Annotated in this window: 14 protein-coding genes and 2 tRNA genes; 2 read left to right on the top strand and 14 right to left on the bottom strand. The window is 69.6% G+C overall.

Translation table 11 applies throughout. From position 1 onward, the window contains the following. Positions 1-6: 6 nt before the first annotated feature. The 3 genes from AB0I88_RS30690 to AB0I88_RS30680 form a co-directional block, all read right to left on the bottom strand. Positions 7-1,635, bottom strand: a complete 1,629-nt coding sequence (locus AB0I88_RS30690) for a methyl-accepting chemotaxis protein (RefSeq protein WP_361032384.1) — start codon at positions 1,633-1,635, stop codon at positions 7-9. A 109-nt stretch (positions 1,636-1,744) separates the two neighbouring features. Continuing rightward, a complete protein-coding gene (locus AB0I88_RS30685; RefSeq protein WP_361032381.1) occupies positions 1,745-3,313 on the bottom strand; it encodes an MFS transporter in 1,569 nt (522 codons plus the stop codon). A gap of 14 nt (positions 3,314-3,327) precedes the next feature. Then, positions 3,328-3,780 (bottom strand): MarR family winged helix-turn-helix transcriptional regulator, encoded by a 453-nt coding sequence (locus AB0I88_RS30680; RefSeq protein WP_361032378.1) that lies wholly within the window; start codon positions 3,778-3,780, stop codon positions 3,328-3,330. Between the two features lie 144 nt (positions 3,781-3,924). On the opposite strand from AB0I88_RS30680, the gene AB0I88_RS30675 reads away from it, so the two are divergent. Further along, positions 3,925-4,488 carry a hemerythrin domain-containing protein gene (locus AB0I88_RS30675; protein WP_361032375.1) on the top strand — a complete coding sequence of 188 codons (564 nt, stop codon included), beginning with the start codon at positions 3,925-3,927 and terminating at the stop codon, positions 4,486-4,488. A gap of 3 nt (positions 4,489-4,491) precedes the next feature. On the opposite strand, the gene AB0I88_RS30670 is transcribed toward AB0I88_RS30675, so the two are convergent. The 9 genes from AB0I88_RS30670 to AB0I88_RS30630 all read right to left on the bottom strand — a co-directional run bounded on the left by AB0I88_RS30670 (position 4,492) and on the right by AB0I88_RS30630 (position 17,001). Next, positions 4,492-4,983 (bottom strand): hypothetical protein, encoded by a 492-nt coding sequence (locus AB0I88_RS30670; protein ID WP_361032372.1) that lies wholly within the window; start codon positions 4,981-4,983, stop codon positions 4,492-4,494. A 231-nt stretch (positions 4,984-5,214) separates the two neighbouring features. Beyond that, the gene (locus AB0I88_RS30665) at positions 5,215-6,513 is read right to left on the bottom strand and encodes a ferredoxin reductase family protein (RefSeq protein WP_361032369.1); all 1,299 of its coding nucleotides are present in this window, start codon (positions 6,511-6,513) and stop codon (positions 5,215-5,217) included. A gap of 90 nt (positions 6,514-6,603) precedes the next feature. Then, positions 6,604-6,677: transfer RNA gene (locus AB0I88_RS30660), tRNA-Cys, on the bottom strand. A gap of 13 nt (positions 6,678-6,690) precedes the next feature. Continuing rightward, positions 6,691-6,773: transfer RNA gene (locus tag AB0I88_RS30655), tRNA-Tyr, on the bottom strand. Between the two features lie 187 nt (positions 6,774-6,960). Then, entirely contained in the window at positions 6,961-7,809 is an 849-nt protein-coding gene (locus AB0I88_RS30650; RefSeq protein WP_361032367.1) for a hypothetical protein, read from the bottom strand. Continuing rightward, entirely contained in the window at positions 7,778-8,077 is a 300-nt protein-coding gene (locus AB0I88_RS30645) for a hypothetical protein (RefSeq protein WP_361032364.1), read from the bottom strand. Before AB0I88_RS30645 ends, AB0I88_RS30650 begins: the two co-directional genes overlap by 32 nt. Before the next feature lie 52 nt (positions 8,078-8,129). Further along, the gene (locus AB0I88_RS30640) at positions 8,130-8,624 is read right to left on the bottom strand and encodes a hypothetical protein (protein WP_361032361.1); all 495 of its coding nucleotides are present in this window, start codon (positions 8,622-8,624) and stop codon (positions 8,130-8,132) included. An 833-nt stretch (positions 8,625-9,457) separates the two neighbouring features. Continuing rightward, the gene (locus AB0I88_RS30635; protein WP_361032358.1) at positions 9,458-10,615 is read right to left on the bottom strand and encodes a hypothetical protein; all 1,158 of its coding nucleotides are present in this window, start codon (positions 10,613-10,615) and stop codon (positions 9,458-9,460) included. Between the two features lie 74 nt (positions 10,616-10,689). Beyond that, positions 10,690-17,001 carry an RHS repeat-associated core domain-containing protein gene (locus AB0I88_RS30630; RefSeq protein ID WP_361032355.1) on the bottom strand — a complete coding sequence of 2,104 codons (6,312 nt, stop codon included), beginning with the start codon at positions 16,999-17,001 and terminating at the stop codon, positions 10,690-10,692. Between the two features lie 238 nt (positions 17,002-17,239). Between AB0I88_RS30630 and AB0I88_RS30625 the strand changes: the two genes are divergently transcribed. After that, the gene (locus tag AB0I88_RS30625; protein ID WP_361032352.1) at positions 17,240-22,075 is read left to right on the top strand and encodes a LamG domain-containing protein; all 4,836 of its coding nucleotides are present in this window, start codon (positions 17,240-17,242) and stop codon (positions 22,073-22,075) included. 116 nt (positions 22,076-22,191) lie between these two features. On the opposite strand, the gene AB0I88_RS30620 is transcribed toward AB0I88_RS30625, so the two are convergent. Then, on the bottom strand, positions 22,192-23,034 hold the full coding sequence (locus AB0I88_RS30620; protein WP_361032349.1) for a hypothetical protein: 843 nt from the start codon (positions 23,032-23,034) through the stop codon (positions 22,192-22,194). Between the two features lie 9 nt (positions 23,035-23,043). Continuing rightward, positions 23,044-23,538 carry a SigE family RNA polymerase sigma factor gene (locus AB0I88_RS30615; RefSeq protein ID WP_361032346.1) on the bottom strand — a complete coding sequence of 165 codons (495 nt, stop codon included), beginning with the start codon at positions 23,536-23,538 and terminating at the stop codon, positions 23,044-23,046. Between the last annotated feature and the right edge of the window lie 88 nt (positions 23,539-23,626).

Raw genomic sequence — 23,626 nt, 5'->3', positions numbered from 1 at the left:
ATCCCTTCAGTGCCGGAAGCCGCCGACGAGGTTGGACAGGTCTCCGGCGAGCCGGGTGAGATCGGACGCGGCCTGCTGCGTGGCCCGGGCGCCGTCGGCGGTCGCGGCCGCGACCTCGGCAACCCCGGAGACGGTACGGGCGACGTCCCCGCTGCTGGTGGCCGCGTCCGCCACCGAACGGCTCATCTCGCCGGTCGTCGCGGTCTGTTCCTCCACCGCTGAGGCGATGGTCGTCGTGTAGTCACCGATCCGCTGGATGACCTGGGTGATCTCGCCGATGGCGGTAGCCGCCGAGTCGCTGGACTCCTGGATGGCGCCGATCCGCTCGGTGATCTCCTCGGTCGCCTTGGCGGTCTGCTGGGCCAGCTCCTTGACCTCGCCGGCCACCACGGCGAAGCCCTTGCCCAGCTCCCCGGCGCGGGCCGCCTCGATGGTCGCGTTCAGGGCGAGCAGGTTGGTCTGCTCGGCGATGCTGGTGATCAGCCGGACCACGTCGCCGATCTCCGCGCTGGCGGCGCCGAGTTCGGCCACCTGGTTGTTGGTGCGCTCGGCGACGCTCATGCCTTCCTGGGCGACCCGGGCCGCGTCGGCCGCGTTGGAGGCGATCTCGGTGATCGAGGCGCTCATCTCCTCGGCCCCGGCCGCGATCGACTGGACGCCGGCGTTGACGTCCTCGCTGGCGGAGCTGGCCGTGCCGGCCTTGTCTGCGACGTCGGCTGCGCCGGACTGCAACTGGGCGCTGACCGTGGAGAGTTCCTCGGAGGCGCTGGCGAGGGTGACCGCGGAGCCGCCGATGGTGCTGACGGTCTCCCGGAGGCGGGTGATCGCGACGTCCAGGGCACGCCCCATCCGGCCGGGTTCGTCCCGGCTGGTGAGCCCGGACTGCCTGGTCAGGTCGCCGTCGGCGAGTCCTTCACAGACCTCGGTCACCCGGGTCAGGGAACGCACGATTCCGCGGGCGACCATCACGCCGAGCAGCAGGGCGGCGGCGATGCCGAGCACCAGCAGCGTGATCGACTGCGTCCGGCTGGACTCGTACCGGTCCCGCGCGTCCGCGGCGGCCGCCGCGGCCGCCGCGTCCTCGGTGGCGCCCATCTCGGCCAGGTTCTCCCGGATCTCGGTGCTGAGCGGCTGGGCCTGCGTGTTGCGGATCTCGCCCCAGGCCTCGACGTCGTTCCGCTCGGAGGCGGGAATCAGCTGGTCCTTGGCGATCCCGACGTATTTCTGCCAGCTGTCCTGGACGGCGGTGATCGTCGCCGGGTCGGCGGCCGGGGTGCTGCCCGCGTAGGCGGCGCTGGCCTCCTCGGCGGCCGCCAGTGCGTCCTCGAACGCCTTCTGGAATTTCGCCTTCGACGCCGCGTCCGGGTAGAGGACGTGGTTCAGCAGATCGACCCGGGTCTGGGTCATCGCGGTGGAGAGGTCGCCCAGCGCGGTCACGCTCGCCACGTTGTTCCGGTAGAGCAGTTGCGCCGAGTCGCTGACCGACGCGAGCGCCCGCAACCCGAGCGCCCCGATCAGGAGCGCGACCACGGCGGCGACCACGATCGCCACCATGATCTTGACGTTCACGCTGAGATCGGCCCACAACCGCCGTGATCCGGCGCTCGGAACCGCTTCTCCAGTAACTTCGGTCATCACTTGTCCCCCTGGCCCGGGAGTCCCCGCACCGGCCGCCCGTACTTACTACTCACGTCGGCACACTTCGGCCGCCTCTGAGCGACCCGGCCAGGGAGATGAGACGGGATCAGCGGCGCCGGATCCCGGCGACCGCCACGATCGCGCCGACGGCGCAGAGAACCCCGGAGACCAGGGCCGCGGTGTGCACACCGTTCAGGAAGGCGGTGGCCGAGCCTTCGACGACCGCCGCGCGTACCGTCTCGGGCATGTCGGCGGTGACCGGAGCGACTCCCATGGCCACCGCGTCCGCGGCCCCGGAGAGGCCGGTGGCCATCCCGGCCGGGACCCCCGCGGCGGTGAGCGAACCGGTCAGGGTGGTGTCGACGCGGCTGCCGATCAGCGAGATCAGCACCGAGGTGCCGAGCGCGCCACCGACCTGGAGCATGGTGGCCTGGAGTCCGCCGGCCACTCCGGCGTCCTTGACCGGGGCGCTGCCGACGATCGCCTCGGACGACGCCGACATGACCATGCCGATGCCGAGGCCCAGGCCGATGAAGGACGGCCACATCGCCCAGTAGCCGGAGTCCGCGCCGAGGAACATCAGGCCGAACGAGGCGCCGCCCTGGAGAAGCATGCCGAGCGGCATGGTGAGGCGCGGGCCGTACCGGTCGGTGAGCGCGGCGCCGGCCGGCGAGGCGATCACCGAGGCGATGCTCAGCGGGAGCGTGATCACGCCGGCCCAGACCGGGCTGTAGCCGCGGACGTTCTGCAGGTAGAGCATGATGTAGAAGATCGAGCCGAGCAGGGTGAAGAAGTTGATCGCGGTGATCACCGCCCCGATGGTGAGCGCGGGGCTGCGGAAGAGCCGCATCGGTAGCAGCGGGTGCTCCCGCCGGGTCTCGAACCATCCGAAGAGGACCAGGATCAGCAGGCCCGCGACGATGGCACCGATCGTGAGGGGCGCGCCCCAGCCCCAGGTCTCGCCTTTGACCACGCCGAGGATCAGCACCAGCAGTCCGGCGGCGAGCAGCAGCACGCCCGGCACGTCGAACCGGTGCCGGCCGGTGGAGTTCCGGCTCTCCGGCAGCACGAGCACGCTGAATACGAGCGCCACGACACCGATCGGCGCGTTGATGTAGAAGACCGACTCCCAGTCGACGTGCTCGACGAGCAGGCCGCCGACGATCGGGCCGAGCGCTGTGGAGACCGAGGAGACCATGGCCCAGATGCCGACGGCCATGCCGAACCGGTGCGGCGGGAAGACGGCGCGCAGCATGCCGAGCGTGTTCGGCATCAGCAGGGCGCCGAAGAAGCCCTGCGCGGCGCGGAAGGCGATGACGCCCTCGACCGAGCCGGCGAGCCCGATCGCGACGGACGCCCCGGTGAAGCCGGCCACGCCGATCAGGTAGAAGCGCCGCCGGCCGAACCGGTCGCCGAGCTTGCCGCCGAGGATCAGCGCGGCGGCCAGCGCCAGCAGGTAGGAGTTGGTGACCCACTGCAGCTCGGCGGTGGAGGCACCGAGGTCACGGCCGATCTCCGGGTTGGCGATGGCCACGACGCTGCCGTCCAGGCCGACCATGAACAGGCCGAACGCGACGGCGATCAGGGACAGCCAGGGGTTGCCGAGCCGGCGGCCGAGGGCCGTCGGCGGCGAGTGGGCCGGGGTGGGTGTCTCGGTTGCGGTTGCGAGGGGCATTTCCGGGCTCCAAATCAGGGGGTACGGGGGGAAGCGGCCCGAAGGCGCTGGACCACTTCGGCGAGCGCGGGCAGGGCCGCGTCGACGGCCGACCGCTGGGCCGGGTCGAGGCCCGCCAGGGCGTCCTCCAGGTAGCCGGTGAACAGCTCGTGCACCGCGTCGATGCGGCGCAGCGACTCCTCGGTGGTGTACAGGCGCACGATCCGGCGGTCCTGGTCGTCCCGTTTCCGGCGCAGCAGCCCGCCGTTGACCATGGCGGTGATCAGGGCGCTCGCGTTGTTCGGCTGGATCTGCAACTCGTCGGCGATCTCGCGGACGGTGATGCCGGGCCGGGACCGCACGTGCCACAACGCGATGATCTGCGCCTCGGGCGGCTTGGGGTGGGTGAAGTCGGCCTGGAGGCGCCGGTCGAGGTTGCGGTGCAACTGGTGCGCGAGGTGCATCAGGGCCACGGCCGTCTCCGTCATGCGCCCATTATTAGGTATGATGGCATACCTAATTCCAGCTGATGCGTTCTTGATCACTCCGTCGTCACGGCCCGCAAGGGACGTTAGGTCGGAAGCCGTACGGGTAGACCCGATCGGGAACGACCGACCGACGGGAGGATCCGTATGACCACGGTTCAGGAACAGGACGTCATCGAGTTGCTGCTGAGCCAGCACCAGCAGATCAAGGCGCTGTTCACCCGGGTGCGGCAGTCCACCGGCGAGACGAAGCGCGACACGTTCCACGAGCTGACCCGGCTGCTCGCCGTGCACGAGAGCGCCGAGGAGCAGGTGGTCCACCCGGCCGCGCGCGACGACGCCGGGGACGAGGTCGTGGACGCTCGCCTCCAGGAGGAGAACGAGGCCAAACGTGCCCTCGCCGAGCTCTACGACCTGGGTGTCGACGCACCGGATTTCGACGTGCGGTTCGCCGAGTTCGAGGCGGCCGTGCTCAGCCACGCGCTGCACGAGGAGCAGGAGGAGTTCCCGCGGTTGCGGACCAGGACCGACCCCGCGATGCTGGTCCGGATGGCCGGCGCGGTGCGCGCGGCCGAGGCCGTCTCACCCACCCGCCCGCACCCGAACGCCGGGGAGAACCCGGTGGCGAACCTGATGGCAGGCCCGCCTCTGGCGATCTTCGACAAGACCCGGGACGCCGTCCGCGACTGGCGGCAGTCGCAGAACAAGTGACGCTCAGGCGGCCCGGTCCCGCATCGGGCCGGGCCGCCGCCCGTCCGCGGCCGGCTCCCGGACCGGGCGCAGCGGCGTGGCCGGGCCCCGGTGACGGACCGGCGGCGTGATCCTCAGCCGCCGCAGGAACGGCGCGAACGGGTCACCGAACGTTCGCGCCGCCGTGTTGAGCAGCAGCGCGGCGGCCACCATGCCGACCGCCGGCATGCCCATCAGCAGGGCGATCACCGATCCGGTCAGCCCGCCCCACACCATCACCCGCAGCCCGACGTCGGCGACCGGGATGCCGCTCGGCCGTTGCCGGGTCCAGATCGGCAGGAACGACGAGGCGAGCGCGAGCGCCACCGCGCCGAGCACGGCCGCGGCCGTCAGGAAGGCCTGCGGCCAGTCGAAATGCCGCCCCAGGGCGTAGCCACCGGACAGCACCACACCGAACCAGACCTTGGCCAGCGCCCAGCGCCCGAGCCGGACCAGCGGATCGTCGGAAACCGTCATGGCGAACTCCAGCCGGACACGAGACGGCGGACAGGCGGTGACGCCCACCCTACCGTCCGCTGCCCCGCCCGGCAGGAAGCACGAAGGGGGACAAGGGCTTCCCGGCACCCACGGTGCCATGAAGACGCGGGGCGAGGAGACGCCGTTAGCCGAGGGAGGGTGAAGCGCGCCCCGATGGCCCGTGCGGCGCCAAGCCGCCCGGGCCGGATCGTGCGGCGCCAAGCCGCCCGATCAGGCCAGGCGGAACAACTCGGCGTGCACCTGCCGGGCGGGGACCTTGAGGCGGCGCAGGCTGGCGAGGACCGCGTCGGTGAGCGGGCCGGGGCCGCACACGTACACGTCGCGGTCGGTGATGTCGGGAACCATGGCACGCAGCCGGTCCGGGTGGAAGGGCTGGTTGGTGTGGCCGGTCCGGCCGGTGAGCAGGTGCAGGCGGGCGCCGTTGGCGGCGGCCAGGTTGCGCAACTCGCCGAGCAGGACGGCGTCCGAACCGCCGCGCACCCGGTAGAGGACGATCACGTCGTCGCCGATCCGGGGGTCCTCCAGGAGGGACCGGATGGGGGTGACGCCGATGCCGCCGGCGATCAGCAGGGTGGCGGTACGTGCCCGCCGGTCGAGGGTGAACGCCCCGTAGGGCCCCTCGGCGAACACCCGCGCCCCGACCGGGAGCTCCCGCAGCCCGGCCGTGGTGCCGCCGACGGCTTTCGCGGTGAGCCGCAGCGATCGCCCGTTCGGCGCCGCCGACAGGGAGAACGGGTTGACCTGCCACCAGCGGTTGTGGCCGGGGAACCGCCACAGGAAGAACTGCCCGGCGCTGACCGGCAGCCGGTGGAGGTCGCGGCCGGTCACGTGGACGGACACCACGTCGTCGGACTCGGGCACCACGGCGGCGACGCGCAACCGGTGCCGGTTGTTGCGGACGAGCGGCACCACGAGCCGGTTGACCAGCAGCGTCCCGAGCACGAACGCCCACAGCCCCCACCAGTAGAGCCGGCTCGCCAGGTTCGTGGTGAAGGCGGTGCCCTCGTAGTACTGGTGGATCAGGCCGAGGACCAGCACGGCGTAGAGCAGCATGTGGGCGGCGTGCCACGTCTCGTAGGAGAGCCGGCGGCGGGCGGCCCCGATCGACAGCGCCACGACCAGGACGATGAGGGCGACCGCGATCATGCCGAGCAGCACCGGCCACTGTCTTCCCAGGGCCAGCGCGGTGGCCGGCACCGGGTCGCGGCCGTGCCGGGCGAACCCGAGGATCACCCATGCCGGGTGCAGCAGGGCCAGCCAGAACACGGCGAACCCGGTCCGCCGGTGCCAGCGGGTCAGCCGGTCCATGCCGAAGGCCCGGTCGAGCAACGGCAAACGGGAGATCAACAGCACCTGTACGGCCAGGGCGAACGCGAGGTACAGCCCCAGGAGACGGCCGGCGGCGCCGATCAGGTTGTAGGCGGCGGGCCGGCCGAACAGGAACAGGACGTGGACGGCGGCCAGGTTGACGACGAGGAACGCCGCGACCGCGGCACGCGCGAGGATCATCCGGTCTCCCCCTGCCTGGACCTCCATCATGGGGGTGTACCGCGGTCGGCGCCATCCGGTTCAGGACAGTCCGGAATTGTTTCTCAGAAATGGAGACCGCAACCGGATTCGAACCGGTGTAAACCGTTTTGCAGACGGTTCCCTGACCACTCGGGCATGCGGTCGTGAAATGGAACGTGCGGGCGACAGGATTCGAACCTGCTCAGCGCTTGGCGACCGGTTTACAGCCGGCCCCGACTCTCCCACGTCGGCGCGCCCGCTCGGGGTGAAAAGAAACGCCGCCCGCTCCCAGCAGGGGACGGGCGGCGCGGCAAGCATCGCGAACGACTCAGCCACACCACCGGTCCGGGGCATAACAGGTGCGACACATGGCCGATCTCCTTCTAGAGCCGTTCGAAGCTGTGGACGACATTAATCGAACACCCCAGGAATGCGCAACCATTTAATTCAGCGCAACGCGGCCGCGGCCGGGACCGCGAGCATTCGGGCCAGATCCGCCGCGTCCTGTTGATTCGCGGCACGTGCCAGGATCCGGGTGAGCACGTCTCCCCGGGCCAGTAGCACAGTGCACCGGCTCGACTTCTTCGCGACCGTCTCGCAGAACATGCGTTGCTGATCGATTCCAGGCAGCTTCGGCAGATCAACCTGATGCACGCCGGCGTACTTGATCATGTACTCGGTGTATTCCCCACAGCCGAGCACACCATTCACCTGGGCGACCGCCTCAGCCGCCGTGATCATCCCGTACGCGCCGGCGAACTGCCGCACCCCACGGTCACCACCACGCCACACCCGCTCCTGACCGAAAACCGTGCTCACCGCCCCGAGTTGCGGCCCGTTGCCGCAGACGTGCGAGGCCACATCCTCCACATAAGGCGGGTCGAAGGCGCCGGCCGCCATACCGGCAACCGCATTCGGCCCGAGCAGCGCCTTCTCGACTCGCTCGGCGGCACCGGGCTTGATCGAGGCCGCGGGCTGCTGACCGGGCACCGCGCTGGAGGTGACGGCCGGGACGGGGCCGACGCCGGTCGCACAGTCCGACCGCTCCCGGATCTGCTCCGGCCCGACCGGATCCGTCTCTCCCGTCAACAGGTGACGCACCGACCACGGGTCGCTTCCCGCCGGATACGCCGGCACCTCACTGAGAGTGAAGTCCCACGAGTTCATGTCCCTCTCGCCGATCAGATCGGTGGCGGTCAAGTACACCTGGAACCGGGCGGGCAGCACCGGATGAGCCGCGTTGCGGCCCGCCTTCACCGCGACGTCAGTGAACGGTTCGTCGTCCCCCCAGCGCAATCATCTCTCCGGGACCAGCCGCCGCTTTCGGTCCCGCCACCCGCCACCACGTGTACGGGTCGTCACCGTACTGTTCGTCCAGATCCTCATCGGCGGCCGTGAAGTCGTCGACCTTGATACCGACGGTCTTCTCGCCCGGGCACAGCGGCGCGAAGACCTGGTAGGTGTCACCGATCCTCGCGACGCCGAACACGTACTCGAGCCGGTCGGGAACGCCTGTCGTGAAACAGCCGGAGAGCAAGAGCCCGGCCACCCCGACGAGCACCACGTCAAGAACCCGTCTCAGCACCGAAGTGGCAGGCCGCACGGCAGTCGTGTTCTCAGCGCAATGCGGCGGCAGCCGGAACGGCGAGCGTACAGGCCAGGTCCGCGGCTCTCTCCTCGGTACGGGCCCTCACGATCAGGCGGCTCAGCACCGGCCCGCCGGCCAGCAGCACCGTACAGCGGCTGGGCTCCTCGTCGGTGCTCTCACAGAACATCAACCGGCGGTCCGCACCCGCCAGAACCGGCAGGTCGGCCTTGTGGATCCCCCGGAACCCGGAACCCCAGTCCTCGTACTCCCCGCACCCGAGCATGCCCTCCACCTGCACGATCACCTCCGCCGCGGTGACCTCGCCGAACACACCGGCGAACTGCCATGCCGAGGTGCCGGAATCGTCACGCCAGCCGCGACTCCGCCCGAACGCAGAACTGACCGCCCCGGACGCCGGACCGTTCGCGCAGACGTGCGAGGCGATGTCCTCGCCGTACGGCGGATCTGGTTCGACCGGGATCAGCCCCGGCTGGCCGGGATCCAGCAAAGCCGGCTCGACCATGCCTGACGCTCCATCCGGCATCACGGACTCAGCCTGCCTGCCGGCGACGACCGGTGCGCTGGTGGCCGGTGCCATGCCCGGCCCGGTCACACAGTCCGATCCACGTCGGATCTCCGCCGGGCTCAGTTGATCCGCAGCACCGCCGCCCGCTCCTGGTAGGAGGTAGCGCGCTTGACCCGGGTCGGTTCCGGCCGGAAAGTCAGGAACCTCGGCGCCCAGGAAGTCCATGAAACCCTGGTTGGTCCGACCCCGCAGGTCGGTGAAGGCCAGCCGGACCCGCGATGAGGCAGGCGGGGTGCCGGCGGGCGCCCGCACCCCGATGTCGGTGAACGGCTCGTCCACACCGAGAGCAACGAATTCCCCCGGACCAGCCACCGTTCGCGGCGCCGCCGCCCGCCACCAGGTCGAAACGTCGTCACTGAACCGGGCACCCTCATCCCTCCCGGAAACCTTCACCGCCACGATCTTCTCGCCGTCACACAGCGGCGCGAACACCTGATAGATGTCACCGATCCGCGCGACACCGAACCGGTAATCCTGCCTCCTGTCGCCGGCGGGACAGCCGGCAAGCATGAGCCCTACCGCCACGGCGACCGCCACCCTCAACACCCGCCGGCTCGCGGACGTACCGTTCCACACGGGCATCTCCAGCCGTCTCTTCGACGCCGACGGAGCCGCGCTGTGGGCGGCACCGTCGGGTCCGGGTCGCCACCCGATCAACCACGGCTGTCGTACAAGCCGCCACCGTCCTCGCCGTCCCAGGCTGCCTCTCCGCCCGGCCTTCGTAGAAGGCTGCAGCCCGGTCCCTCTGATGGCTGGTATGACCCCGCAGATCAGCTCAGCGCGGCGGCAGCCTCGGAGGCGAGGCTCCGGGCGATGCCGGTGGTCTCGTTCTCCGAGCTTCCGGTCACGATGAGCCGGCTGAGGATGTCCTTCTCGGCCAGCAGCACGGTGCAGCGACTGGGTTCCTCGTCGGATTCCTCGCAGAACATCAACTGCCGGTCCACGTCGGGCAGCGCGGGCAGATCGACCTCATGGATCTCGCGGAAGTCGTGACCTCCATCGCTGTATTCGCCACAGCCGAGCATCCCCTCGACCTGAGTGACCACGTCGGTAGCGGGAATCTCGCCGTACGCGCCGGCGAACTGGCGCACCTCACTGCCGGTGGCCGCCTGCCAGACCCGCTCCTGCCCGAAGGCGGTACTGATCGCCCCGGACCGCGGGCCGTTGGCACAGACGTGCGCGGCGACGTCCTCCTGGTAGGGCGGATCGCGCGGGACCGGCGTCATACCGGTGACCGCGGCCGGGTCGAGCATCGACCGCCCGGCCCGCTCGGCCGCGCCGGGCCGCATCGCGGCGTCCGCCTGCTGGCCGGGCACGGCCGTCACGGAAACGGACGGTACCGGACCGGACCCCAGGGCGCAGTCGGACAGTGTCCGGATCTCGGCCGCGCCGAAGGTCTCCTTCTCCATCGGTACCCGGTAGTCCACTGTCGCCGGGTTGCTTCCGGCCGGATGGACGGGCACGTCGGCGGTCATTACGGCACTGCCCAGTTGGTTCGTGGCCGCCCGCAAATCGGTAACCGCCAGCCACACCCGGAACTCACCGGGCAGTACACGGTAGGCGGGGTTACTGCCTGCCCGGACGGCGACGTCGGTGAAAGGCCCGTCCACTCCTAGGACGATGAACTCGCCCGGGCCGGTCGCCGCTTTCGGACCTTGCACCCGCCACCAGGTGGAGGCGTCGTCGCTGAACTGGTCGTCGTCGGGATCCTGCCCGGCGGCCTCCGGATCGTCGACCTTCAGCCCGACGATCTTCTCGCCGGGACACAGCGGGGCGAAAAGATGATAATCATCGCCGATCCTCGCGACGCCGAAGCGGTATTCGAGGCGGTCCGGAGAGTTCAGCGGACAACCGGCGAGCATCAACCCGGTCGCCCCGGCGCCCACCACGCCCAGCGTTCGCCGCACCACGGACCAGACGTCCCGCACCGCAATCGTCTCCTTCCCTGCCCTGGACCCGGGTGGTGCCGGCGTGCCGGCACCACCCGGGTCACAGCGTTGACTCAAGAACCGCCGGGGCACTTGTACCCACCGCCGCCGTTACGTTGCGAGCCGTTCCACGCGCCGCCGCCCGGAACGCTGTGCCGTTCCGCTTCGGCCTCGTAGTAGTTGCAGCCGCCGACCGTGTTGAGTTGGCCGTAGGTGTAATACATGATCGGGAACAAGACGCCGTACTTCTCCCACTGCTGGTCGCGGTGGTACTTCTCGTGGGTCATCAGGCCGGGCTTGCTCAGGTTCGTATCGGTCGTCGTGACGAAGGTGTTGCCGTAGGTCGTGCCACCCTGCTGACCGAAGATCCCACCCGGACTGTCGTCGTAGCTGGGTATCGGCGTGTGCTCTTGGACGAATTCGTTGTCTTGGACGTATTGACGGACCGCCGATGAGATCTTGTTCTCCTCGCAGACCAGCATGCCCTCATGCTTGCCGCAGCGGCCACCCATCGACAGCACCAGACCAGCCACGCCCCAACCGATGAGTTCAGACTGGATCTTGGGAATCACGCGCCAGCTGGCATCCACGAGCGCGGGCACCGTAACGGTCAGGAAGTTCATGGTCGGCTTGGTGATCTTCTCGTCGACGAAATCGGCCGCGCTGTCCCAGGCCTGCTCGGCCTGGCCGGCCATCGCGTTGAGGTCGTCGGAGATCTTGTCGGCGACCGGGTCGCAGAATCCCATGAAGCAGTTCATGCCGAGCTTGAGCATGTTGCCGATCTTGTCGACCACGAGGCCGGCCGATCCGCCACCTCCACCTCCACCTCCACCGCCACCGTCGCCACCGCTGCCCGTGGTGGTGTTGCCGCCGCCGCCCGGCGGCGTGGTGGGCGTGGTCGGCGTGGTCGGCGTGGTCGGCTTCGGCTTGGTGGCGCACCTCGCGTAGCTGCAGGGGTAGAGGCCGGTCGGGTCGGAGAACGTGACCGGGTTGTTGTGCGAGTACGTGTACGCGTTCCACTGCTGTGGATCGTTGAGATCCTGCACCGGGTCCACCGAGATGAACCGGCCCAGTTGTGGGTCGTACTCGCGGGCGCCCAGGTGCACGAGCCCGTGTGGATCGTTGTCGCCGCCGACGAAGCCCTTGTTGTTGACCCAGAGCGGACTGGTCCCACGTGCCTTGCCGTACGGGGTCTGCCGGCGGACGTCGACGCGCTGGGTGTAGGCGTTGACCGCTACCTGCTGGGTGCCCTGGTGGTCGTCGAAGAGCCAGGTCAGGCTCTGCGAGCCGCCGGTACGGGAGGCGACGGTGTGGCCGTTGAAGGTGTAGTACCGGGTTCCGGTGACGGCGCCGGCCGACGCGCGCCGGACCTCGTTGCCGGGAAGGAACAGGGTGGTGCCGGTGGCGTCCCGGCGGATCAGCCGGGTGCCGTCGGCGTCGTACAGGTTGGTCGTGGTCTTACCCGCCTCGGTGACGGTCTTCGCCTTGCCCTCGGCGTCCCAGACCAGGTCCTGAGCTCCACGCTTCGTCATGTTGCCCGACTCGTCGTACTTGTAGTCGACGGTCGTGCCGGTGGTGCCGGCCGGCGTGGTCGTGGTCATCGACGAGACCGAGTGCGGCCGGACCTTGCCGGTTCCGGATGGCGGGACGGTGTATTTGCTGACGGTTTCGCCCGCCGCGGCGTACGACCTCTCCAGAGTGCGGTTGCCGAGCTGGTCGATCTCCCAGTCCGTCCAGTACGGCGCGGGGCCGCCCAGGTTGGCGGGCGACCGCGCGACGTCACAGGCGACCCCGGCCTTCGGGGTCCACGCCGAGGTGAGCCGGCGCAGCGTGTCGTAGGCGAAGCACTGGGTGTCGGACTGGCCCACCTGCGGGGTGTCGGCGACCGAGGTCAGGTTTCCGGCCGGGTCCCAGGTGTAGGAGCGCTGTGACACGGTTCCGGTCGAGGTCTCCGGCTTGACCTTGACCTCCTTGACCCGGCGGGTGTCCAGCTCGTACGCGGTGGCCTGTTCCACGTGGACCCCGCCGGCGATCTTCATCGTGGTGACGGTCGGCTCCCCGTACGCGCTGTACTGCTGACCGGCGACGTAGGCGCCGACCGTGCTCCACGCCGAGGTGAGGCTGGTGGGCAGTCCGGTCGTGGCGTCGTAGTCGGTGGTCACCTGTTCGCCGGCCAGGTCGCCGGCGACCGGGTGGCTCAGGCTCGTCTCCGCGCCGGTGTACGGCGAGTAGCTGTGCCCGTACACGTACGTTCCGGCGAGTCCGGTCTCGGCGGCCGGGATCACCCAGTGCTCACCGGTGATCTTGTAGTCGACGGTGAAGCCACGCGCCTGCCACTTGTAGGCGCTGCCGTTCTCGTGCCGGATCTTCTCGGTGTTCTGCCCGCGTACCGTGACGCCGGTGTAGAGCTTGTCGTACTTCCACTCGGCGCGCAGGTTCGCGGGTACAGCCTCGTCGTCGTACATGGCGGTCTTGCGGCCCAGCACGTCGTAGGTGTAGACGAGCACCTCACCACGGGCGTCCTCGGAGCGGATCAGGTCGCCGGAGTCGTTGAACGTCTCCTTCACCAGGCCCTTGTCCGGGTCCTTGGTCTCGATCCGGCGGCCCCGCGTGTCGTACGTGTAGGTCCACTGGTTGCCGAGCGTGTCGGTGATCGCGGCCAGCTGGTCCTTGCTGTTGAACGTGTAGACCGTTCCGTCGTAGGCCCCGGCCGTGCCCGCGGTGGTGGTGTACTGCCGCAGCTCGGTGGTGCGGCCCTGGACGTCGACGAGTGTGGTCGTCGGGGTGTCGCCGGCGGGGGGAACGGTGGTGGTGCGGTCACCCTCGTAGAGGGTGCGGGTGCGCCACTTCTCCACCAGGTTCGTGACTCCGTCGCCGGACCGGTGGATCGCGTCGGTGACCCGGTCGGCCCGGTCGTAGACGTTGACCGCCTGGGCCGGCACCGACCATTCCGGTTCCCACCACAGGGTGCCGGACGGGTCGTCCGGTTCCGCGTGGGCGGCGAACTCCATCGCCACCCGGCCGTGGTCGTCGTACAGCCGGTCGGTGACGACCCGGCCACCGCCGACGGCGGCCGTCTGGGTCTGCCGCGAGCGCATCAGGCCGTCGAAGATCTCGTACGAGACGTCGGTGCCGCCGCCGGCGTTGAGCGCCTCGGTCTTGACGTACGGGTATCCGCTGCGGGTCGGGCTGTAGTGGTAGGTGAATTTCAGCAAGGGCTTGTCCGGGTGGTCGGTCCGGGTCCACCGGCTGTTCCACACGTTCACGGTGCGGCCCAGCGGGTCGTAGGTGCCCTCGTTGACCCGGCTGTTCATGTCGGTGACCTTGGCGGTGTTGCCCCACCACGGGTTGATCACGGTGGTGTTGACCCAGCCCAGCTTGTTGGTGTCGGTGCGGCTGGTGGCCAGCGAGTCGGCCGGGCTGAACACCGTGGTGGTGGTGTTGCCACGCAGCTCGGTGGAGCCGGTCTGCCGGCCGTACGCGTCGAACGTGCCGGTGGTGGCCTCGGTCAGCCAGACGGTGCCGGTCGCCGCGGTCCAGTCCTTCAGCTCGTCGGTGCGGGTCAGGTTCCCCCGCACCGGTGCGGTGCCGGTGCTGGTCGCGCCGTCGAAGAAGAACTGCTTGTCGCTGATCACGTGATCCGGGCTCGCCGGGGCGGTCCCGCAGGGCCGGGTCGTCACCGTCTCCCGGCTGACCAGGCGTACCAGATTCTTGCCGGTGTTGCGGTTGTAGGTCGTGGTGGTGCACTTCTCGTCACCGGTCCTGGCGGTGTCGCCGTTGTCCTGCACCGAGGTGGCCACGCCGTAGGTCTGGTCGAAGGTGCTGGTCTGGCTGCTGATCCGCCAGCCGCGCGCGCCGTCGGCGCCCAGCGCCGTGCCGGTGTACGTGCTCTGGATACCCGTGTAACGGGCGGTCACCGTGTCGCCGTTGACGGTCCGGGAAGCCAGCGGATCGGAGCGCCACGGCACGTTGACCGTCTTGGAGACCGGCTTGGCCGTGGTGCCGTTGTAGACGACCTCCTCGCGGACCATCCCGGCGAACTCGTCCTCGTCGTACACGGTCTCCGAACCGGCCGAGGCCGGCACGGTCACATTGCGGAGGCCACCGGACGGTGCCGCCTTGTCGCGGTGCATGCCGCGCAGGTACCTGGTCTTCTTCAGGGTGCCGTCGCTGTCACCGACCCGGGTCAGCACCGAGGCGAAGCCGCGGAACTGGTTCCACGTCTTGTACTTGGGTTTGCCGATCCCGTCGTCGTCGGCGTAGTGCCAGGCCGGCTCGCCCTCGTACGTGTAGTAGGTGTTCTTGGTCGGCGCCTGGTGGCCGTCCTGCAACTGCACGTCGGTCTCGCTGACGTGGGTGACCACGTACTTGTGCCACCACTCGGTGATGTCCCCGCCGCTGGTGGAGTACGGGTCCGGGCCGATCACCGGGTAGCAGCGCATGGTGTTGGTGTGCGGGGCGCTGGGCAGGTTGCCGGCCTTGCACTCCGGCAACGAGTAGTCGATCTTGATTTTCGCGCCGGTCTCGGTGTGGATGGCCGCCATACGATGCCAGTTGTTGGTGGTGTTGGTCTTGGTGAGGACCCGGTTCGGCATCGCCACCGGGTCGAAGGTGACCGGGGGCTTGGCGAGGGTGCCACCGACGTGGCCGGTGTGCACGATGGAGTCGAGCCACAGGCCGCCACGCTGGCCGTCACCCGGCGACGGGAAGCTGTGCGACAGCGTGTACGAGTCGACGTCCTGCCAGGCGGCGGTCGCCTTGGTGGTGTCCCAGATCCGGGTACGGACCTTCGCCAGGCGCTTGGCCGTCCAGAACGTCGGGGAGAACGATTCGCAGGAGGTCGCGTCGGCCTTGCACTCCTGGTCCCACGGGGTGTCGGGCCAGTGTGCGCCGTCGTGGGCCGCGCAGTCGCTCAGGCACCGGTCGGCGGATTCGAAGATCACCTGGGCGAGCGCGGTGACCGAACGATCCGACGTGCCGCGGTCCCAGGTGCCGTAGTCGATGCGGCGGAGTGCGCCACCACGCACGTACGCGACGTTCTTGCTCGTCGTTCCTTCCGCGGCGTACTGGTTGGTCTCCTTGTCGTACCAGTACGAGGTGGTGTTGCCGTGCACGTCGATCGAGTAGTCGAGGTTCCACCGCCAGGCCTGGGTCAGCCGCGAGCCGGCGAAGGTGTCGGCATGCCCCGGCTCGCCGGAGTGGTTGCCGTAGACCGGGACCGTCCACGCCGAGCCGGTCTCGGAGCTCTGACCCGGCAGCTTGTTCAGCCCGAAGTAGTACCGGGTCCCGTCGGTGGTGGTGACCTTCCAGTGCTCGCCGTTGTCGTCACCGTTGTCGGCGCCGGTGAGCCGCTCGATCTTCGAGCCGTCCTCGGCCCGGCCGTGCCAGCCCTTGCCCGACTCGTAGATCAGCTCGGTGCTGGTCGATCCGAGCGAGAGCATCGCGTTGTCGGTACGCCAGCACTGGTCGCCGGTGTACGTGGGGTTGTTCGGCGACCCGGACTTGTCCGCGTTGCAGGAGACGTAGTTGCGCTCGATGAACCCGGCCGAGTAGCCGAAGCCCTCACCGGTCCAGGAGGGCTGGTTGTTCGAGGCCGACGAGCGTCCGTCGACACTGGCCGACGAGTAGGACAGGCCGACCTTCGGTGCCGCGCCGCCGATCGCCGGCGGGGTGCGGATGTCGTAGTTCCAGCTGAAGTCGCCGGTGGAGCCGCCGACCGACCAGGTCGAGGAGACCGACATCGGGGTCGCGGCGAAGTCACCGGAGTCGCCGGAGGGCGCCGCGGCGAGCGCAACCAGCGTGCCTGCCGCCGCGGTGGCCGCGACCGGCACGTCGGCGGACACCGAGGTCGCCGCCGGGTCGTTGCGTGACGGCAGCGGTGTCGCCGAGCAACCGGTCGCGTCCGGGGTGGTCAGCGCGCAGTCCGGCAGCCGCCACAGCCGCAGCCGGGAGGCCCAGCCGGCGCCGTACGCGTGCTGGAACCTGCTGTAGTCGACGGTGACCGCGGCACTGCCGGCGGTCTGCGCGCTGACCCGGGCCACCAGGCCGGCACGCCAGCGCTGCGGCACCTTCCGGTGATCCACCACCACCGCGGACAGGCCCGCCGGAACCGCGGCGCGGGCGTCACGGCCGGGACCGGTCCGCAGCTTGCTGCCCGCGGCCGGCCACACCGGGGCCGGGGGGTCGAATCGAGGACGTGCGATGGATTTCGCGGGGACGCCGGAGACCTCGCGCCCGTCCTTGTCGAGCTTCTCCACCTGTGGTTTCAGGGGTTCCGGCGAGGGTTCGGCGGCCTGGGCCGGGGTCAGGGCGATGAACGGCAGCGCCAGCACTGCCAGAGCGGTTGCGGCCGACGTCGGCCGGCGCCAGAAGTTCCATCGACGCACACGATTGAAGGACAAGAGGTTCCCCCGGTGAAGTTGATCTCCCGGGCACCCTAGAGGCTTGGTAGCTCCATGTAAATATTCGAATTCGTCATGTACATGTTGGACTCCCGCGAGCGCCGGTCGATGCCCTACAGTGCTGCCGAGATCGACGATCTTCTGGTAACGGCACGGGGAAACGCTGCCCCTCCAGCGATGCGTCTCGATTCATCTTCGTCAAAGTTGCAACGTTGGAGAGTCCATGCTCGACCATCCTTCGAAAAGACAGCGCCTGCTGCGCGCCGGCCTGTCACTCCTGACCGTCGCGACGCTCGCAGCCGGCATCTCGCAGACCGGCCCGGCGCCGGCTGAGGCCACACCGGCACCCCGGGCGGGCACGGCCGTCGCCGCCGCGGTCCGGGCCGCGAAGCTGTCCGGTACGCGGGTGGAGGTGCTGCCGGAACGCACCGAGTTCGTCCAGGTGTTCGCCGAACCGACCGGCCGCCTGACGTATGAGGCCGCGGCCGTGCCACAGCGGGTGCGCCGAGCCGACGGGTCCTGGGCCGACATCGACGTACGGCTGTCCAAGGTCGATGGATTCCTGCGCCCGGCCGCCACGCTGGCGGACGTGCGGTTCTCCAACGGCGGAACCGGGCCGCTGGTCACCCTGGTACGCGACGGGAAGACGTTCACGCTGTCGTGGCCGTACGGTTCGCTGCCCGCGCCGACGCTGTCCGACGAGACCGCCGGTGATCGGCACGCCGCCACCTACCGGGAGGTGATGCCCGGCGTGGACCTGGCGGTACGGGCCACACCCACCGGGTTCACGCACGTGCTGGTCGTCAAGGACGCGAAGGCCGCGGCGAACCCGAACGTACGCAAGGTGCGATTCGATCTCGGTGGCGACGCACGCGTGCACCGCCTGCCGAACGGCTCGCTGCAGGCGGTCGCCGGGTCCGAGGTGATCGCGGCCGCGGCGGTGCCGCAGATGTGGGACTCCGGTGACAACCCCGCCAAGGGTGGGCCGGCGCCCCGCGGCAACGTCAGGTCGTCACATCACGGTCCCGGCGACCTGGCCAGGACCGCGCCGCTGGGCTCCGAGGTGACCTCCGGCGGCGACCTGCTGCTGCGCCCCGACCCGGCGTTGCTCGGTGCCGGCGCGACCTTCCCGGTCTTCGTCGACCCCGCCTGGAGCACCGGCGACTCGAGGTGGGCGTACTCCACCAACAACAACACCAACAACACCGACACATCGGTAGCCCGGGTGGGTAAGGACCCCGACGGCCGGCTCTACCGCTCGTTCTTCGAGTTCCCGATCAAGGCGCTGGCCGGCGCCCATGTCGAGGACGCCTACGTGCAGATGAAGGTGGACCACACCTGGTCGTGCACGAGCACGCCGAACAGCATGTACCAGGCGGCCTCGTTCACCACGCCCCGCAACCCGTGGAAGTCCTCGGTGGGCACCTACATGGCGACGGTGTCGTCACACGCCAACGAGGGCTCCGGCTGCAGCGACTCCCCCCAGCCCAACATGACCGTGAACTTCAACACCAACGCGGTCACCACGCTGGTGGCGGGCCTCGCCAAGAAGGGGACCGCGTCGGTCAACTTCGTCTTCACCGCCCATGACGCCCAGGGCGACTCGGAGACCGACGGCGCGCGCTGGAAGAAGTACTTCCCGGGCAGTGCCAAGCTGATCGTGGACAAGGACGCCATCCCCAGCGCACCGAGTCTGCTCAAGGTCAACGGTGTCGACTGCAACGCGACCGACGACATCCACATCGGCACCACCAAACCGAACTTCTCGGCCGTCCTGCGTGACGCCGACGGCACCTCCCAGACGCTGAAGGCCACATGGACGCTGGTGGAGGCACCCCGGGGCGAAGCAGCCGTCACCCTGAGCCCGCCCCCGGTCAAATCCGCCGTCGGTAACGATCGCGCGACCAGTGACGCGGTCACCACGGCGCTCACCGACCAGAAGAGATACGCGTTCAAGGTGTTCAGCACCGACCCGTCGCCGTACGACCAGCGAAGCAAGGACTCGGCGTGGTGCTACTTCATCGTCGACGTCGGGGCGCCCCAGATCACGATCACGACGGTGGAGACGCCGGTGGGGCCGGGTACGCCGGCGACGTTCAAGCTGTCCTCGACCGATCCGGACGTGCGTGCCTTCCGCTACGGCTGGGCCGAAGCCGGCATTCACGAGGTCGCGGCGACGACCGTGGGAACCGGCAAGGAGGCGATCGTCAAGCTGAACGCACCGAAGTACGGCCTGGCGATCATGTACGGGCAGGCGATCGACGCCACCAACAACAAGGGCTACGCCTCGACGGATCTCACGGTGCCCCGCCCGTCTCCGCCGTTGGCTCGCTGGCGCATGGAACGGCAGCCCGCCACGGCAGAGTCCACGGCCCTGGCCGACCTGCAGCCGGCCCTCGCCGGTGACAACGTCCTGACCGCCAACGGCATCTCGTGGGCGGACAAGGGCCGGCTGGCCGGCACCCGGAACCTGGACTTCGCGGGCGCCGGTTCGTTGACGACGCCCAAGCTGACCGACACCACGGGCAACTACTCGGTGGCGGCCTGGGCCAGGCTGGACACCGTCACCGGCGTGCAGACCGTGGTTTCGCAGGACGGCGCGAACACGGCGAACTTCCAGTTGCAGTACCGGCCGGAGGACCTCAACGGCGACGGTGCCACGGACCGGAACTGGTGCTTCGGACTGCACGCCGACGACGAGGCGTCCAGCACCGCCCTCACCTCGGCGTGCGCGATCAACAGTGCCGCCGATGGCCGGTGGACCCACGTGGCCGGCAGCTACGACGCCACCAGCAGACGGCTGGGAATCTGGGTCGACGGTGTGCTCAAGGCGGAGGTCACCGCACCCACGACGTGGAACGCCGACGGGCCGCTGCGCATCGGCAGCCGCAAGGTGACCGGCTCCACCTACGGCGAATTCCTGGACGGCAGCGTCGCCGACGTGCAGGTCCACAACCGTGCGCTCGTGCGGAACGACTTCACCGGCAAACGTGCCGATGACCCCGACTCCGGCGGGTTCGACGAACCCAGCATCATGTCCCCGGTCACCGTCGGGCACTGGGACTTCGAGGCCGCCGTACCCTGCTACGAGTCCGGCATGGCGGAGATGTGCGAGGCGCCGGACGTCGGCACCGGCTGGAACCGCCGGCTCACCCTGACCCAGGGCACCAGCAACTTCGGTGGCGGCGCCGATTACAGCGCCGCCTCGCTGGAACTCGACGACGTCCACTACGCCGACGACCCGGCCGACCCGCACTACCAGGAAGCGACCCGCGAATACGGGTGGTCACAGCACAACACCGCGGAGGCCGGGCAGGCCGCCGACTGGCAGGACGCCGCCGTCCTGCGTACCGATCAGTCGTTCTCGGTCTCGGTGTGGGTGCAGCCGGCCCGGCACGACGCCACGATGACCGCCATCGCACAGCGCGGCGGCAGACAATCCGCGTTCTACCTGGGCACCCGGCCGTCGACGGTGGGTGGCATCGCCGGGACCCGGTTCGAGGTCATGTGGCCCAGCGCCGACCAGGACGCCGGGGAACAGTACTCGCACCTGATCGCCCCGCGAGTGCTCACCGCCGAGGACACCAGCGACTGGTTCCACCTACGGTTCGAGTACAACGCGGCGAGCGCCGTCCAGCTCCGGCTGTACGTCAACGACGAACTGGCCGCCGCCCGAGCGGGAACGCTGTGGCACGCACCCGGCGCGTTCAGCGTCGGTAGCGGCTGGAGCACCCCGGACGGTGCGGCCGGCGCCTACCGCGAGCAGTGGTTCGGCAACATCGACGAGATCGAGGTCCAGCAGGGTGTGGTCGGTGAGGACTGGGTCACCGACAACCTCGCCGGGTTCGCCACCGGCATGGAGGCCGGACAGCCCAGACCCACCTGGCAGAACACGATCGCCACGGGCCCGGGCCACGGCGGCGCCGCCGGCGTCGGTGGGGTCTGCTGCTCCCTGACCGGCGCCGAACTGTTCACCATCGGCAGCGCCCCGCAGGGACCTCGAGGCGGCACCAACGCGTTGTTGTACTCCGGCAAGGACAACAGCGCGACCAGGTCATTCGCCTATACGAAGGCCTACGATCTGCGGCATCTCAAGATCCAGAAAGAGTCGGTGCTGTCCTACGCCGTCTATCCGCAGAGCACCGCGACCAGCACGATGGTCAGCGGCAGCAACAGCACCTGCGTCGCCATCGACATCGTCTTCACCGACGGCACGAACGTACGCGACAGCGGCGTGAGCGACCAGGACGGCAACCGCGCCCACCCCGCGCACCAGTGCGGCAAACTCACCATGGACGCCTGGAACGAGGTGATCGTCCCGATCGGCCGGATCGCCGCCGGCAAACAGATCGACGCCCTGGACATCGGCTACGACCAGCCGCTGAACACCGGCGGCTACCGCGGCTACGTCGACGACATCAAGATCACCGACGCGGTGTACGCCCCGCCGATGTTCGCCAGCGGTCTGGAGACGAGCGAGCCCGGCCTGACCTGGACCAACAGCGTCTCCACGGGAACCGCCAGAGGAGGGCTCTCCAACGTGGGCGGCGTCTGCTGCGCCCTGACCGGTCCGGAGCTGTTCACGACCAGCACACCGCCGGCCGGCTCCTACATCGGCACGAACTCCGTGCTGTATTCCGGGAAGGACAACAGCGCCGCGGGCTCCTACGCCTACACTCGGGCGTTCCAGTTGACCGGGGTGAAGGTCTCGCCGGCGACCCGCCTGACCTACCGCATCTACCCGCAGAGCACCACCAGCAGCACGATGGTCAGCGGCAGCAACAGCACCTGCGTCGCACTGGACCTGATCTTCACCAACCCCGCCACCGGAGCGGTGAGCAACCTTCGTGACAGTGGCGCCACCGACCAGCACGGCCGAAAGGCCCATCCGGCCGCCCAGTGCGCCAAGCTGACGATGGACACCTGGAACGAGGTCGTCGTCCACCTCGGCGGCGTAGCGACAGGAAAGCAGATCAGCCAGATCGACGTCGGCTACGACCAGCCGCTGAACACCGGCGGCTACCGCGGCTTCATCGACGACATCCGCATCACCGACTGAGATCGGGGTAGCCGGGAGGACTCACGCCTCCCGGCTACCCGCCCGTCAGGGCCGGGAAGGACCGCCGGCCCGGCCGATGCGGGAAGGCCCCACATCGTGTCCGTGGCGGCACCGGGCTACTTGAATCGGCCGCTGCCGGCGAGCTCCACCAACTCGTCGACGGTGAACGGCAGCGACTCCAGCGGCTTGTCGCCCGTGTCGTCGGTGGACAGCCCCTGCACCACGCGGACGACGGTGCCGTCCGGGTGACGGTAGGTGGCCCCCTGGTCGACGCCGCCGCGCCCTTGCGGCTCGGTCACGATGCCGACCTCCCCCTCGCCGAGGTCGCGTTTCTCGCAGGAGCCGCCGTTCTCCCAGTACGACTGGGCCAGCTCACAGGCCTCGGCGGGGAGGTCGTTGCCCGGCTCGTAAACCTCGACGGTGATCTGCCCGGTCCCGCCGTCCTTGACCAGCGGCACCGACGCCAGGTACGCCCAGTCATCGCCGTCGATGGTCGCCTGGTGCAGGCGCCACGGGATGCCGCCCGGTCTGGCGCCGGTCGGCACGGTGTAGCCGGGCGGCACCACCTCCATCACCTTCTCGAGCAGGGCCACCCCGTTCTGGTAGTGCACGCCGGAGTCAGCGGTGGAGTCGCCGCTCGCCTCGGCCGGCCAGGACGGCTGGGTGTTGTCGTCCGAGGGCGCCTCCTCCGACGGGAACGCCGTGGGGAACGGCTCCGCCGGTGCTGAGGGCGCGGCTGCCGGTGCGTGACCCGTACCCCCGTCGAGGTAGCCCTGACCGGGCAGGGCCGCGAGGGTGACGCCCAGGACGACCACCGCGGCGCCGGAACAGGCGAGGACGTTGCGCCGCCGGGCGGCGCGGCGGGCCGTGATGAGCACCGGCCGCGACTCCATCGGGGGCGGCTCGGGGTGCTGCGTGACGGCGGCGGACATGGCGTTACGAAGGTCGTTCTCGTCCATGGGTTTCCCTCAGTCGGCGTTCACGGGATGGGCGACCAGCACGCGCAGCGTGTCGAGGCCGCGTGCCGCCTGGCTCTTGACGGTTCCCGCCGAGCAGCCGAGCGCCGCCGCGGTCTCCTCCACGGACAGGTCCTGCCAGTAGCGCAGCACCAGCACGGCCCGCTGCCGGGCCGGCACCCGGGCGAGCGCGGCGAGCAGGGTCACCCGGTCGTCGGACGGCTCCGGGACCGCGGCCCGCTCGATCCGGGCCTCCTGCGTCCGCTCCCGCCGCCACCAGCCCCACCGCCCCTCGTCGATGAAGGTCGAGATCAGGACCTTACGGACGTACGGGTCGAGCGACTCGTGCCGCTGCACCCTGTTCCACCGCAGGTAGAGCTTGGTGAAGGTCTGTTGCACCAGGTCCTCGGCACGGTGCCAGTCCCCGCACAGCAGGAACGCCGTCGCCCGCATGGCGGACGATCTGGCCGCGAAGTACTCGGCGAACGCCTCGTCGCGGTCGGTCATCGAAAAGCCTCCGTGGAAACCCCCGGCTTTAGCCGTGGGGAGGAATCGGATTCCCTGCGGAGCAGGGCAGGGAAAGCCGGTTCGCCGC

Source organism: Actinoplanes sp. NPDC049802 (assembly GCF_040656595.1).
In the GTDB taxonomy this organism is placed as follows: Bacteria; Actinomycetota; Actinomycetes; order Mycobacteriales; family Micromonosporaceae; genus Actinoplanes.
Note: the sequence above shows the minus strand (reverse complement) of the source record. Positions and strands in the feature narration are given on the sequence as shown.